The 14,321-nt window shown below is 38.1% G+C and carries 10 protein-coding genes; 7 read left to right on the forward strand and 3 right to left on the reverse strand.

All coding sequences use genetic code 11. The annotated features are described in order from the left end of the window. Nucleotides 1-215 precede the first annotated feature (215 nt). Nucleotides 216-3,305 carry a lantibiotic dehydratase gene (locus tag BWI92_RS14950; RefSeq protein WP_095164063.1) on the forward strand — a complete coding sequence of 1,030 codons (3,090 nt, stop codon included), beginning with the start codon at nucleotides 216-218 and terminating at the stop codon, nucleotides 3,303-3,305. A gap of 214 nt (nucleotides 3,306-3,519) precedes the next feature. Here the strand turns inward: BWI92_RS14950 and BWI92_RS14955 are convergent, their stop codons facing one another. Together BWI92_RS14955 and BWI92_RS14960 are read right to left on the reverse strand one after the other, a co-directional pair. Further along, a complete protein-coding gene (locus BWI92_RS14955; RefSeq protein ID WP_095164064.1) occupies nucleotides 3,520-5,268 on the reverse strand; it encodes a cytochrome-c peroxidase in 1,749 nt (582 codons plus the stop codon). 95 nt (nucleotides 5,269-5,363) lie between these two features. Continuing rightward, nucleotides 5,364-6,845, reverse strand: a complete 1,482-nt coding sequence (locus tag BWI92_RS14960) for a hypothetical protein (protein WP_095164065.1) — start codon at nucleotides 6,843-6,845, stop codon at nucleotides 5,364-5,366. A gap of 339 nt (nucleotides 6,846-7,184) precedes the next feature. Here BWI92_RS14960 and BWI92_RS14965 point away from each other — a divergent pair, with 339 nt between their 5' ends. From BWI92_RS14965 to BWI92_RS14990, 6 genes are all read left to right on the forward strand, one after another. Next, on the forward strand, nucleotides 7,185-8,345 hold the full coding sequence (locus BWI92_RS14965; RefSeq protein ID WP_095164066.1) for a homogentisate 1,2-dioxygenase: 1,161 nt from the start codon (nucleotides 7,185-7,187) through the stop codon (nucleotides 8,343-8,345). A gap of 27 nt (nucleotides 8,346-8,372) precedes the next feature. Beyond that, nucleotides 8,373-9,185 (forward strand): phenylalanine 4-monooxygenase, encoded by an 813-nt coding sequence (gene phhA, locus BWI92_RS14970; RefSeq protein ID WP_229363137.1) that lies wholly within the window; start codon nucleotides 8,373-8,375, stop codon nucleotides 9,183-9,185. Continuing rightward, the gene (gene hppD / locus BWI92_RS14975) at nucleotides 9,172-10,302 is read left to right on the forward strand and encodes a 4-hydroxyphenylpyruvate dioxygenase (RefSeq protein ID WP_095164067.1); all 1,131 of its coding nucleotides are present in this window, start codon (nucleotides 9,172-9,174) and stop codon (nucleotides 10,300-10,302) included. Before phhA ends, hppD begins: the two co-directional genes overlap by 14 nt. 141 nt (nucleotides 10,303-10,443) lie before the next feature. Then, nucleotides 10,444-10,890 (forward strand): MarR family winged helix-turn-helix transcriptional regulator, encoded by a 447-nt coding sequence (locus tag BWI92_RS14980; RefSeq protein WP_095164068.1) that lies wholly within the window; start codon nucleotides 10,444-10,446, stop codon nucleotides 10,888-10,890. A 224-nt stretch (nucleotides 10,891-11,114) separates the two neighbouring features. Continuing rightward, the gene (gene fahA / locus BWI92_RS14985) at nucleotides 11,115-12,383 is read left to right on the forward strand and encodes a fumarylacetoacetase (protein WP_095164069.1); all 1,269 of its coding nucleotides are present in this window, start codon (nucleotides 11,115-11,117) and stop codon (nucleotides 12,381-12,383) included. Nucleotides 12,384-12,491: 108 nt separating this feature from the next. After that, nucleotides 12,492-13,328, forward strand: a complete 837-nt coding sequence (locus tag BWI92_RS14990) for a flavin reductase family protein (RefSeq protein ID WP_095164070.1) — start codon at nucleotides 12,492-12,494, stop codon at nucleotides 13,326-13,328. 264 nt (nucleotides 13,329-13,592) lie between these two features. Here BWI92_RS14990 and BWI92_RS14995 read toward each other — a convergent pair whose 3' ends face one another. Next, nucleotides 13,593-14,309 carry an SDR family oxidoreductase gene (locus tag BWI92_RS14995; protein ID WP_095164170.1) on the reverse strand — a complete coding sequence of 239 codons (717 nt, stop codon included), beginning with the start codon at nucleotides 14,307-14,309 and terminating at the stop codon, nucleotides 13,593-13,595. Nucleotides 14,310-14,321 lie beyond the last annotated feature (12 nt).

Raw genomic sequence — 14,321 nt, forward strand, 5'->3', positions numbered from 1 at the left:
AACTTATCTAGTCTGGGGCTTGAAATTAGTTTTGATGATTTTTAAGACTAATACTTCATATACCTCCGCTATCTTCACAACGGCTTGAGTCATTACAACTCAAGCCGTTTTTTGTAGGTAAGAAATTACAGTTCTCGAAATAAATTCCTTCTAAATCTTTATTTTTCGTCGATTAACTATAAATTGCGTCAAAAGTAAAACTGAGCATTTGACACATGACAACTAATTATCAATTCCTACCCCAACTCATAATTCGTACACCTGCATTTGCTTTTAATGATGATTTTGATGAAACTTTTCTTTTTCAATTATTAGAAAATCCTCAATTCTCTGAAGCCTTGTATTTAGCATCCCCTGTACTTTTTGAAGAAGCCAAAGCTTTAAAAAGTCAAGAAAAAGTGGATGCCAAGAAGAAGCAAAAAGTCTTATTTTCTTTATCAAAATACTACACACGGATGTGTTCGAGGTGTACGCCATTTGGACTCTTTGCAGGTTGTGCTATCGCCGAATGGAGTGACCAAACTTCTATCCAATTTGCAGAATCCTTCCACCGACATACTCGCTTAGATATGCACTATGCTGGCGCTTTGGCACAGCGTTTAGCCGAAATTCCAGAGATTGCCCAACGAATTCTTTACTATCCCAATTCGAGTCAGTATAGACTAGGAGAGGAGTTTCGCTATGTGGAATACCGTTATGTAAATGGAAAGCGACAGCATCAGATTTCGGCCATTGATTATTCGCCCTATATCGATTTTATTTTGCAAAAAGCACTGTCGGGTGCTACCTTACTCGAACTGGCGTCATCTTTGGTAGAAGACGAAATTACGCTGGAGCAGGCGCTAGATTTTGTGGCAGAACTGATTAACGCTCAGCTCTTAGTTAGTGATTTAGAACCTGCCATTACGGGTGACACTTTTACACAACAACTCATTACGATTCTTGCCCGAATCAATCACAACGGAGATTTAGAAGGGATTTTATCAATTCTTCAAAAGGTTGAAGAAGCTTTACATAATATTGATAAACAGGCTTATAATGCTGTCGAGTCTTATGTTCAAATTATGGAATTACTTCAGCCTTTGGGGATTCCCTTTGAGGAAGGCAAACTCTTTCAGACGGACAGAATCAATCAGCTCGAGCAGACTTTCATTCAAAAAGATATACAGGAGGATATATGTGAGGCAATTGAGCTTCTTTATCAAGCACAAACCCCAAGCGATAATACTACATTACAACAATTTATCGACCAATTTTATGAAAGATACGATGCGCAAGAAGTACCTCTGCTAGTAGCTTTGGATACCGAGGCGGGCATAGGATATGGCATAACTGGCAAAAATCAGTTGACGGCAATAGCAGAAGGCTTGAGTGCTAAAGGACAGGTATCTTCCACAAAATCGTGGCAAATGGGTGATTGGGAGCAATATCTGTTTCAACAATGGCTTGAAGCCTACCGACAAAATGCCTTTCAAATTGACTTACAGGAGAAAGATATTGCCCAACTATATTCGGATAAGCCTCCCATGGCGGCGTCTATTCCAGTGATGTTTCGTCTTACAGGAGATAACCAATATCCCTTGTATCTCGAAAATATTGGAGGCTCAAGTGCAGTCAATATCATCGGTCGTTTTGCGCATGCTTCTGAGGGAATATGGTCGGTGGCAAAGGAAATAACCACCCAAGAACAAGCTCAAAACCCTGAGGTAATTTTGGCAGAAATTGTACACCTTCCCGAAAATCGTGTCGGGAATATCATTCTTCACCCTGCTTTTCGGCAATACGAAATTCCTTATTTGGCAAAATCTTCGGTAGGGTCAGCCTATCAACTGTCTTTGGATGATTTGATGGTGTCGGTGGATATTATGGCTAGAAAAGTGATTTTACGCTCAAAAAGGCTACAAAAAGAAATAGTGCCAAGATTGAGCAATGCCCACAATTATATCCATAATGCTGTTCCTGTGTATCGTTTTTTAGGCGATTTACAGCACCAAGGTCAGACAAATTCTGTAGGTATCAACTGGCAAAAAGTTTATCCTGACGCTTCTTTCTACCCAAGAGTTTGTTTTAAAAATATGATTTTAGAACCAGCTACTTGGCAATTGCAACGCAAGGATTTTGAAAAATTACTCAAGCAACCAGAAAATCAAGAACCGTTAGATTTATTCCTTGCAGAATGGAAACTACCTCAACGATTTGTTTTATCCGATTCAGATAATGAGTTATTGGTCAATACCCAGAATCCTTTGAGTGTTCAAACATGGTTAGATACGATCAAAAATAGGTCAGAAATTATTCTTAAAGAGTTTTTGTTCAATCCAGATTCTGCCATTTTTCAAAATAATCAACAAAAAGGCTTTACCAATCAGGTAGTTGCATTTTTAGTAAAAAAAGAAAAGCACTATACTTCAAAGCCACTTCTCGTTAAGCCTCTTGAGTCTACACAAAGGTCATTTGCCCTAGGTTCTGAATGGCTCTATTACAAGGTTTATTGTGGTGTGCAGTCAGCGGAGGTTATTCTTTCGGAGGCGATTACGCCTGTGCTGACGTATTTGAAAGACTCTAATTTGATAGACAATTGGTTCTTTATCCGTTATGCGGATCCCGAAAAACATATTCGATTGAGATTCCATTTGAAAGATGTAAATACTATAGCCCTAGTATTGACAACTATTAATCAGGCACTTTTAGTATTTAAGGAAAACAATCGAATATCTCAAATTTTGGTGGATACCTATGAACGAGAATTGGAAAGATATGGAGCAAATATTATTGAAGAAACCGAACAATGGTTTGGTGCTGATAGTGATATGGTGCTTGGGTTTATCAATGCAACTTCGAAAGAAAATAGGGATGATTTACGATGGATATTTGCTTGTAAGGCATTGGATATTTTGTTAAATGATTTTGACTGTACTATTCAAGCCAAATATTCTTTGATGGAGTCGATGAGAGATAGCTTTGCCAGAGAATTTAATCTGGACAAGTCTATGAAGTTATTGTTGGATGCAAAATTTAGAGAAAACCGTAAAGCGCTCGAACAATTTTTGGTTTTGGGATCAGAAGATGAACACGAATATGCACCACTTTTATCGCTCATTCAAGCTCGTTCGATGAATACTACCAGTATTGTCAAAGTAATTGTAGAAAAACAGGATATTGCTTACCGTTCCAAATATCTCAGTGATTTGATTCACATGACCATCAATCGGATATTTCCAGATGGTCAGCGCACGCATGAGTTATTGATATATGATTTTATGAGCCGTTATTACAAATCGCTCATGGCTAGATCTAAGCAATAGGCAATTTAGATGTTAGGTTAGTACTGTACGAAGGATTTCTAACAATTTCAGATTTGGACTTTCTGATTTCGGAAATAAAGTAAAATGTCTCTATTTTTTACAAAACATAAAAGATTATACTTCCGAAATCCAACATCCGATATCCGAAATAAACAGTTTTCATATTCCTTCGTACACTACTAACTCATCATTCACAATTCATCACTCACAACTCCTATCGATCTGTGAGCGTTTTGAGGAAAGCAATCAAGGCTGTTTTTTCGGCTTTGCTCAATTTGAGTTGTTCATCTGAAAGGGTTTGATTTTCCAGATTTACGCCTAAGCCTAAGGCACCACCATGATCGTAAAAATCAATTACGGAGTTCAAATCTGGATAAGCGCCGTTGTGCATATAAGGTGCTGTTTTTTCAATATTGCGAATGGTGGGTGTTTTGAAGGCAAAATGCCAATCAGCAATTTGTGGATTGTAAGTGCCACGTCCTAAATCTTTATCTATTGTTTTGCTCCGAGGTTGGTCAAAAACACCCAAAACTTCTGATTCTGTTTTCTGAAAATCAGGAGGAACAGTTCCGTTAAATAATGGGAAAAAGTGACAAGTACCGCATTTGGCTTTTCCCATAAACAAATTGAAACCTACTTTTTCCGTTTCATCCAAAATGCCTTTTCCCTTCATATATTGGTCAAAACGACTATTGAAAGGAGATAGCGAGCGAACGTAAGACGCTATGGCATTTCTCAAATGTCTAGTCTCTAGTTTACTTACTTTTGGAAAAGCTTTTTGAATAGCCTGCTTATATTTTTCATCCTTTTCGATGAGAGACAAGGCTTTTTCCAAATTCCCTTTCATTTCTAAAGGATTATGCACTACTTTTTCTGCTTGTTCTTCTAGGCTACTGACACTCAAATCATAAAATTGCTTGCTTTGTAAGCCCGCGTACATGAGGGTAGGGGTATTGCGTTGCACTTGTTTTCCTGAAATACCTTTGGCTTTTTTGAGTCCATCAGTAAAAGCTTTATCAGGTTGATGGCAAGTACCACAACTGATGCCATTTCCACTAGAAAGAACAGGGTCGAAAAATAGCATTTGTCCCAATTCACTTTTGGCTGGATTGGAATGGGATTCAGCATTATGCGTATAAAAATCGCCACTAAAAGCATTAGTATCAAAATATGAACTTGCTTCGGCAGAAAGAATACGAGTATCCTTCATTGGTGCTATTTTTTGGAGCTTTTGCCAATTGACCAGACTTTTAGTCAGCGGTTGGATATACTGTTTGATGCACGTCATGGCATCGAAATTTTCGCTTTTTTGCGTTTCTAAAAATTGAATGCTTTCAGAAAATGCTTGCGCTAAATCCTTATCCACTTCTCCAAAAATATCTAAGTATTTAGGCAAATGAGCTAAGGCAGCTTTACTTTCGGCAATTTTGTTTTGCGAAAGAGGCGTATCAAATCCGCTTAATCCTAATGAACTTATTCTAAATAGCTCAAGTCGTGCCGCATCCAAACATTGGCTAGGCATGTACTCTAAATCCTGTAAGGTTTGGTATCTTTTAAGTTCTGTTTGAAGTTTATTGATTTGATGAATTAGTTCTTGATGACTAGCGGTATCGATTTTCGGGAAAACATATTCTTCAATCACCTGAAAACCACCAGGCTCATTAATCATATTTTCTTCTAGTTCTATCTCATTCAAAGGTGCGCCATTGACCAATCTGGTCGCAGAAGGCATGAAGTATTCGGTAATAAATTCAATTTTTTTATAGGCTATTCTAGCTTGAAGAAAGGCGTTTTGTATAGAATCTTGTGGTTGTTTGGTAACAACCGTTTGCTGTAGTTTTGATACTTGCTCATTCAAAATACCCAAATCCACTGCCATTTGTTTCTTAAAGGCAATGGCTGGGTCTTCTGGTTCACAGGACCATAATAAAAAAATAAAGAAAAGTAACGTATATTTTTTCATAATACTATTGAGAATAAAAATTGCCCCTGATTAAAATAACCAAGGGCAATATGACTAACGAGAGATTTTATTTATGATTGATCTAGGATTTTCGTTTATCTTGGTACGCCAGACAAAATTACAACTTGTCCGCCTTCCGCGTATGATCCTGTGCTACTATCTGTAATACTTTTTGCAACAGTTGAGTTACTACCATCAGCATTACTGTATTTCATATCACGCCAAGTATGTGGGTGAATGTTCAATAAAAATGTACCAGGGATACCTACAAGGTCAGAAATATCGTGCATAGCACCGTATTCCCAAGAGCTCAAAGTGTTCACGCTGATTGGGTTATATTTTGCGTTGAAAGTGGCATCTGTACGACGGTGGTTCATTTCAATCATCGGTTTCAATGCTTTTGTAGCGATATTGTATTGCCACACACGACCATCATGCTTATTGTCAGCATAGAATGAGTCTCCATCTTCCTGAATGTAAACGTAGTTTTCAGTTACACAAATGTTATCAGGGTTTACAATGCTGTTACCTGGGTCTACCACACCATCTACTAGTGCTTCCAGTGTTCCTTTTAATGGATTGCTAGCATCAAGTGCTAAGTGGTACACACGTCCCCACATAGTTTTGCCAGCTACAGGACTTTTCTTGTCACTTTGACTTACACCAGTCGCAGTAAAGTAAATATCACGATTTTTTGAAGCAGAACCTTTTCCGTAGTCAACATCCTCTACACGAGCAAATTGAATGGCATTTTTAGTAACTGAAAGTGCAGCGATCTGAGCACCTGTCAAGCTTTTAGCATTTTCAATTTCTACAAATTCTACATCATATTTCTGTCCAACAGCAATATTGGTCTCGATAGGGTCATTGTTAGTTCTTTTCAAGAAATATAGTTTACCATTTGTCAAATCTCCAACCGTATTAGATACATAGGCTATCAACTGACCATTGGTATCATCTTCTCCGATAATAATAACAGTTTTGCCTGCAAAAGCTTCTTTGGGAAGTGGTACGGCATTTTCCATACTAGCTTTACCCAAAGCTGGCAATACTCTCGAAGCATCTTTTTTACCTGAAATATCAGCAAGAGGACTAATTCCATGTACTAAAGATTCGGCACCGCTTTCGCCAGCTGTCAAAAACATTGGTCCAAAACCATGAATTTCTGGTGTAGCTAATGTTGCTGAACACAAACGCCATGTTCCTCCGTCACCATCAAGAATGTATTCACCTTTGGTTGGTTTTAAGGTTTTGTCTAGATAAACTCTTGAAACCGAGCGAATAATTTCATGGTTGTTAATCAAAATAAAACCTTCGCCAGATGGATTTTTCATCAAGCCTGCACCGTCTGGTTGTGCACCAAACACAAAATTTGGAGAGTCTGTCAGTTTGTCGTCTGAGCTAATAAGTGTATTGATTTTAACAGCATCAAAACCAGAAAGTGTTGTTACCAACGAGGGGTTTACAGAATAATCTTTGATAACAACGGGTGAACTTGGTACACCATTTTCATCTTTTTGACACGAAGTTAAACCAGCCAACGCCAATGCTAGAGAGATAGATAATAGTTTTTTCATAAATTATTAAATGCTTGTATGTGGTTGGGTTTCCAACCCTCATTTTGAATTTCGCTAGCAAAGGTAGGTCTACACTTTAGCCCAAAGTTTAGAGAAATATTAAGGGAATGTAAATCTATTGGGTTCTACATGATTGTTTATAGTTATTTCAGATTTAGGATTGCTGATTTCGGAGATATCAAAAAACTTCTTAAACATACTTTCTACTATTCCTCCATCATACAATTTTAGCTTTCTAAATAATTTTTAATCAATTTTTTCTTGGAATTAATCAATATAAATTTTAAAATTGCATACTAATATTTGTTATGACAAATATTAGTAAAATCAATAATAGCCATGCCAATATATCATCGTTTGGGGAATATTCCCTCCAAAAGACATATTCAGTTTGAGAAACCTACTGGAGGTTTGTTTTACGAAGAATTATTCGGAACGATTGGTTTCGATGGAATGTCTTCATTGTTGTATCATCACCACCGACCGACGCAGGTAAAGGAGATTCTCGAAAGTATTTCAACAGCTCCTAAAATTGCGGTTGATAAAAACATTGCTTCTCGCAAACTAATCGGATTCAATGTTGCGCCTGCACAAGATTTCTTGGATAGTCGAGTTACTTTGATGGTTAACAATGACTTGCACATTGGTGTGGCGGCTCCACAGCAATCACTTCGCACTTACTATTATAAAAATGCAGACGCAGACGAACTTTTATTTATTCATAAAGGAACGGGGACTTTGCGTACCATGATGGGAAATATCCCTTTTGAGTATGGCGATTATCTCGTGATTCCAAGAGGGATGATTTACCAAATTGATTTTGACACAACAGATAACCGTCTGTTTTTTGTGGAATCTTTTCATCCAATCTATACCCCAAAAAGATATCGCAATCATTTTGGGCAAATGATGGAGCATGCACCTTTTTGCGAGCGAGATTATAAGTTGCCACAACAGCTCGAAACACATGATGAAACGGGTGATTTTTTGATGAAAATCAAAAAGCAACAAACACTGCATTCGGTGGTATATGCTGCTCACCCCTTTGATGTAACAGGTTGGGATGGTTATAACTATCCATGGGGATTTTCGATTCACAATTTCGAACCGATTACAGGGCGTATTCACCAACCACCGCCAGTGCATCAAACCTTCCATACCGATGCTTTTGTGGTTTGCTCGTTTTGTCCAAGGTTATACGACTATCATCCAAAGGGTATTCCAGCACCTTATAATCATTCCAATATCGACTCTGACGAAGTTTTGTATTATGTAGATGGTGATTTTATGAGTCGAAATGATATTGCTCAAGGACATATCTCACTGCACCCTGGGGGTATCCCGCACGGGCCACACCCAGGAGCAATGGAACGAAGTATCGGTAAAACCGAAACCCATGAGTTGGCTGTGATGGTAGATACTTTTAGACCGTTAATGCTGACTGAGGCGGCCATGAAAATTGATGATGGAAAATACTACCAATCATGGCTTGAAAAATAATAATGTAGCTCACAACTCATAAAGAAAATGGAATACGATTTTAAACCTTTTTCAATGTCGCAAGACTATGAATCCTATACATCGGATGATAGAGAAGTTTGGAAAATTCTTTTTGAACGACAAATGGCACAACTGCCCAAGTTGGCAAGTAAAGAATACCTTGCGGGTTTAGAGCGAGTGCAGTTTTCGGCCGAGAAAATTCCTAATTATGCCGAAACCAATGTATTGCTTAGAGGATATACGGGTTGGCAGATACATGTAGTGCCAGGGTTGATTGCGAACCGACCGTTTTTTGAGTTAATGCAGGCCAAAAACTTTTGTGCTTCTACTTGGCTTCGAAAACGTGAGCAACTCGACTATTTGGAAGAACCAGATATGTTTCATGACATTTTTGGTCATGTGCCTTTACTGTCAAATCCTTCCATTTGTCACTTTTTGGAAGAATTAGCACGTATTGCCTTGCGATTTGTAGATGATGAGGAGGCAATCGAATACATCGCCCGATTGTATTGGTATACCATTGAGTTCGGTTTGATTAGAGAAGAAGGAGAACTGAAGATTTATGGAGCAGGAATTTTATCATCTTCTGGCGAAAGCGTGTATTCGCTCAAAGCCGATACTGTGGAACGAATTCCCTATGATATTGTCAAGATTTTTGATACTCCTTATATCAAAGACCATTATCAAGCCCAATACTTTGTGATTGATTCCTACGAAGATTTATTCCACTCTATTCCTATGATTGAGCAAGAATTAGAGAAACGAATGAATCTAAAACATAAGAAAAATACTTTTACTTTTCACGACTCAGAAATCGGACAACATTATGCTAGTATCTGAAAATACCCTCGTGCCAGCCATGGCAACTACCGACTTTTTGCCACTTAATGGCACAGATTACATCGAAATGTATGTGGGTAATGCTCGCCAATCGGCGCATTATTTTCAAACTGCTTTTGGTTTTCAACCATTGGCGTATGCTGGTTTGAGCACTGGTTTGAAAGATCGTGAAAGCTATGTATTGATACAAGATAAAATTCGTTTGGTGCTTACGACTCCTTTGGTAGCTAATACTGAAATTGGTCGTCATATCGATTTGCATGGCGATGGAGTCAAAGCCGTTGCATTGTGGGTAGACGATGCCAAAAGTGCCTTTGAAGAAACAACGAAGCGCGGAGCAGTACCCGTTTTTGAACCTACTGAAGAGTCTGACAAAAGTGGTTCTGTGGTTCGTTCTGCTATCAAAACTTATGGCGATACCATCCATGTATTTGTAGAAAGAAAGGCCTATCAAGGAATTTTCTTACCAAACTTCGTTGCTTGGACTCCAAGCTATCAACCATCAGAATTAGGTTTGAAATACGTGGATCATATGGTTGGCAATGTGGGATGGAATGAGATGAACACATGGACTGCTTTTTACGAAAAAGTAATGGGTTTTACCCAAATGGTTTCGTTTGACGATAAAGATATTTCGACAGAATATACGGCGCTGATGAGCAAGGTAATGTCAAATGGTAATGGTAGAATCAAATTCCCGATCAATGAACCTGCCGAAGGAAAGAAAAAATCACAAGTAGAAGAATACCTTGATTTTTACGGAGGTTCTGGCGTGCAACACATCGCTGTGGCGACCGATAATATCCTTGAAACGGTACAAGGAATGATGGCAAGAGGTGTAGAATTTTTGCAAGTACCTTCAAATTACTACGATTCTTTACTTGAAAGAGTTGGGCAAATAGATGAAGAAATTGAGTCACTTCGTGCCCTTAATATCTTGGTAGATAGGGATGAAGAAGGCTATTTATTGCAAATTTTTACCAAACCTGTAGTTTCAAGACCTACGGTGTTTTTTGAAATTATCCAAAGAAAAGGTGCCAAATCCTTCGGAAAGGGAAATTTTAAAGCACTTTTTGAAGCAATTGAAAGAGAACAAGCATTGAGAGGTACCCTTTAATCAATAGATTGGTGGTTTATTAGAAAAGCGTTGGTAGGTTATTGAGATTTTCTATTATATTTGAACACTAACAGTTGTTTTAACAAATACAACTTTAGCCATAACAAACTATCGCAATAATCATATATACCTTTTTCTGATATGACTACCAATCCAAGCGACTCACGTGCGTATTTCTTCAAAATAGATACCACCATGAAAAAAATACGGCAGAGTCTCCAGAAAAAACTAGACGATGCCCATCTTGATATTACGGTTGACCAATGGGTTTTGTTAGACCACATTTATAGAAGTCAAAAGAATGGCATTAGCCAAAACGAACTAGCCGAAATGACGGTAAAAGATGCGCCCACCGTTACCAGAATTATTGATCTTCTGGTAAAAAAGGGACTTGCCGAGCGTGCTATGGCCGAAAATGACCGCCGTCGATTCAACATTACTTTGACTGCTGATGGCGAGAAGAAATTTCATGACGCTTTTCCAATCGTGGCCGAAGTCAGACGCAAGGGTTGGGGTGATTTGTCAGAAAATGACTACCAAACTTTTGTTCGTATTCTTGATTCTATTTATAACAACATAACTGGTTAATTATAGAGAAACATCTCCTACAAACTCAATCGTTATCAGTAAACCCTTCTTTTCATGGTGGTTTGCGGTTTAAGTAAAATGTTCTGTTCATAAGATTTGGAAATGTCTTCAATTCTTTTGACTTTCAGGTAGTTATGTTTGTGCGTGATTCCCTTCTGGTAATTGCACACAAACGTCAAACTGCCTTTTCCTATTTTACTGACCCCTTAATTTCATCCAAACTAATGATGCAAACCATTCCAACTTGGCTAGATATACCTGCCGATTCAGATTTTAGTATCCATAATTTACCATTTGGGGTCTTTTCAACCGAAAATAAGCCTTTTCCTAGAATTGGAGTGGCTATAGGTGAATATATCCTTGACCTTCATTTTTTGGTATCTGAAGGTGCTTTAGATGGCTTGGGTTTTGACCTAGAAATTCTTCAAGAGCCTGTCCTAAATTCGTTTATGGCTTTGGGCAATGAGGCTGTAAGAGAACTTCGCGGAAGGTTACAGTTTTTGTTATCACAAGCTACTACCGAAAGAGAGGCGATAGAGGAGGAGGGGCTAACGTTGCAAGCGGATGCTACGATGCACTTTCCTTTTCTGATTGGTGATTATACCGATTTTTACTCGAGTTTGGAACATGCCCAAAATGCTGGGAAATTATTCAGGGATCCAGACAAAGCATTATTCCCCAATTGGAGACATCTACCTGTAGGTTATCATGGACGAGCTTCTTCGATTCAGTTGTCGGGTGTGGATTTTTATCGTCCTTGTGGTCAAATAATTGACAAAGAACTCAGCACGCCAGATAATCCTATTCCCAAATTTAGTCCTACACAGGCGCTTGATTTTGAGTTAGAAATGGCAACCATTATCGGAAAGCCATCAGAGCTTGGAGAAAGAATTACGACAGAAAAGGCTGAAGAACATATCTTCGGTTTTGTACTATTTAATGATTGGTCTGCCCGAGATATACAACGTTGGGAGTACCAACCACTAGGACCATTTTTAGGTAAAAACTTCTTTTCGGCTATTTCTCCTTGGGTAGTTACGTTTGAAGCATTACAATATTTTAGAGTTGAAAGTCCTGTTCAAGACCCAAAGGTTTTAGATTATTTAAAGACTAGTGGTGAACGAAATTTTGATATACACCTGTCTGTTGAGATACAACCAGAAGATGCTGAACCTACTGTTGTTACGCAAACCAATTTGAGGCATATGTATTGGAATGTAGCTCAACAAATAGCGCATCATACTGTCAACGGCTGTAATCTCAACACGGGAGACTTGCTGGCATCGGGTACTATCTCTGGCTCAGAATTGGGAAGTTATGGTTGTTTATTAGAAATTACAGAAAATGGTAAAAAAGCATTAACATTAACCAATGGTGACAGCCGTATATTTTTACAGGATTACGATTCGGTAGTGATGAAAGGCTGGGCTGAGAAAAATGGAATTAGGGTCGGCTTTGGAAATTTGCATAACAAAATTTTACCCGCTAAATAAAACTTTTGACACCGCCATTACTGTTCTTTCAATAGAAAATATTGGTTTAAAGCCTGATAGATTCAAAAATATTCATAATTCACGACTCAAAATACAGCATTTATACTTATGTTATCTCTCAACCCTAAAGATATGGCGGCGCGAGTATTTTACTCGTATATGACCACATCCATTGCCCCTCGACCAATTGCATTTGCTTCTACGGTCGATGCCGATGGAAAGGTAAATTTAAGCCCTTTTAGTTTTTTCAATATTGTTGGTATTGACCCTCCGCTATTGGTTTTTTCTCCCAATAATAGAGGTCGTGATAATTCGAAGAAGAATACAACCGAAAATATTGAGGCTTTTCCCGAAGTTGTCATCAACTTGGTAGATTATGCCATGGTGCAACAAATGTCTTTGTCGAGTTGCGAGTTTCCCAAAGGAACCAACGAGTTTATAAAGGCTGGTTTTACAGAACAAGCATCTGTTTTGGTAAAGCCTCCAAGAGTCAAAGAAGCGCCAGTGCAGTTTGAATGTAAGGTCTTAGAAATAAAATCTTATGGGACGTCTAATATTGCTATTTGTGAAATTGTGATGGCACATATTGCAGAAAATTTATTGGATGAACATGGGAAAATCGACCAGCTTAAAACTGATTGGGTTGCCCGTATGGGTGCAGATTGGTACGCACGTATTACTCCTGAAGCAATGTTTGAAGTACCCAAACCAAATGTACATTTGGGTGTAGGCGTGGACAGTATTCCTGAATTTGTCAAACAGTCAACGATATTTGATGGCAATGATTTCGGTAAATTAGGGAATGAAAGTAACCTTCCTTCCGAAGAGGATAGTAAAAACTATCTTTTAAATCTTGAAGAAAATCCTAGTTTGACTTTAGCGAAGACGCTCCTCGACCAAAATAAAATCCAAGAAGCTTGGGCTGTGATTTTGGGATTAAAATAAAAAATATCTGCTTTAGGCGGTTATTAAGTGTGAATGCTGAATTGTAAATGTAAAATTTTAATTATCAATATCTTACATTTACAATTCATAACTCATCCTGATTATTGGACAAAATTGAAAATACTAGTTCAAGACTTAGTCTTGGACTCATTATTTTAAACAGTTTAAAACTGTTTTTACAAAAATCAGTAACAAGATCAAACGCCAGAATTACACTTTCTCGTTTTGTCCAGTAATCAGTAACTCATCATTAAGCACTAATACCTAATATTCCTGAGAAATTGGGTGAATCATTAGCTCATCAATTACCACATGTTCCGGTGCTGAAAGAATAAAATAGATCGAATTTGCCATATCTTTTGACGAAAGATATTTGGCTTGATATGGATCTCCTTCTTCTCTTTTATGAAAATGTGTGTCAACCACACCTGAATACACCACAGATACTTTGATTTTATCTTTTCTTACTTCTTTTCTCAAGGCCATCGAAAAAGCATCTTGAGCGTATTTTGAAGCACAATACAACGAACCTCCATCAAACACTCGTTTGGCAACATCCGAAGCGATATTGATGATATGTCCTTTGCCTGCACTTTTCATCAGAGGCACAGCTTCACGGCAAAATAAGAAAGTCCCTTTGACGTTGGTTTCAAATATATTGTCCCATTCTGAAGTACTTATTTCGGTTGCTTGTTTGAATACCCCAAAGCCTGCATTATTGACCAAAGCATCAATTTTACCGAACTTTTCTGCTGTTTCGGCTACTACATTTTTTACAAAGTCTTCGTCAGCAACACTGCCAGCGAAAACTGCTACTTGAGCACCCAAAGATTCTGCTTCTTGTTTTACGGCTAATAATTCTTGCTCGTTGCGTGCAACTAAACTAAGATTTGCACCATCTTTGGCTAAAGTGATTGCTAAGGCTTTGCCTATGCCACGGCTAGCGCCCGTGATCAGGATTGTTTGATGTTGTAATGACATAAAGTTTTCTAA

It is taken from the genome of Flectobacillus sp. BAB-3569, from assembly GCF_002270355.1.
Classification (GTDB): domain Bacteria; phylum Bacteroidota; class Bacteroidia; order Cytophagales; family Spirosomataceae; genus Flectobacillus; species Flectobacillus roseus.

Excerpts from the sequence above, each read along its gene's own strand:
- BWI92_RS14995 (WP_095164170.1), bottom strand. The coding sequence starts at position 14,309 with ATGTCATTACAACATCAAACAATCCTGATCACGGGCGCTAGCCGTGGC.
- BWI92_RS14955 (WP_095164064.1), bottom strand. The coding sequence starts at position 5,268 with ATGAAAAAATATACGTTACTTTTCTTTATTTTTTTATTATGGTCCTGT.
- BWI92_RS14980 (WP_095164068.1), top strand. The coding sequence starts at position 10,444 with ATGACTACCAATCCAAGCGACTCACGTGCGTATTTCTTCAAAATAGAT.
- hppD (WP_095164067.1), top strand. The coding sequence starts at position 9,172 with ATGCTAGTATCTGAAAATACCCTCGTGCCAGCCATGGCAACTACCGAC.
- BWI92_RS14990 (WP_095164070.1), top strand. The coding sequence starts at position 12,492 with ATGTTATCTCTCAACCCTAAAGATATGGCGGCGCGAGTATTTTACTCG.
- BWI92_RS14960 (WP_095164065.1), bottom strand. The coding sequence starts at position 6,845 with ATGAAAAAACTATTATCTATCTCTCTAGCATTGGCGTTGGCTGGTTTA.
- fahA (WP_095164069.1), top strand. The coding sequence starts at position 11,115 with ATGATGCAAACCATTCCAACTTGGCTAGATATACCTGCCGATTCAGAT.
- BWI92_RS14950 (WP_095164063.1), top strand. The coding sequence starts at position 216 with ATGACAACTAATTATCAATTCCTACCCCAACTCATAATTCGTACACCT.
- BWI92_RS14965 (WP_095164066.1), top strand. The coding sequence starts at position 7,185 with ATGCCAATATATCATCGTTTGGGGAATATTCCCTCCAAAAGACATATT.
- phhA (WP_229363137.1), top strand. The coding sequence starts at position 8,373 with ATGGAATACGATTTTAAACCTTTTTCAATGTCGCAAGACTATGAATCC.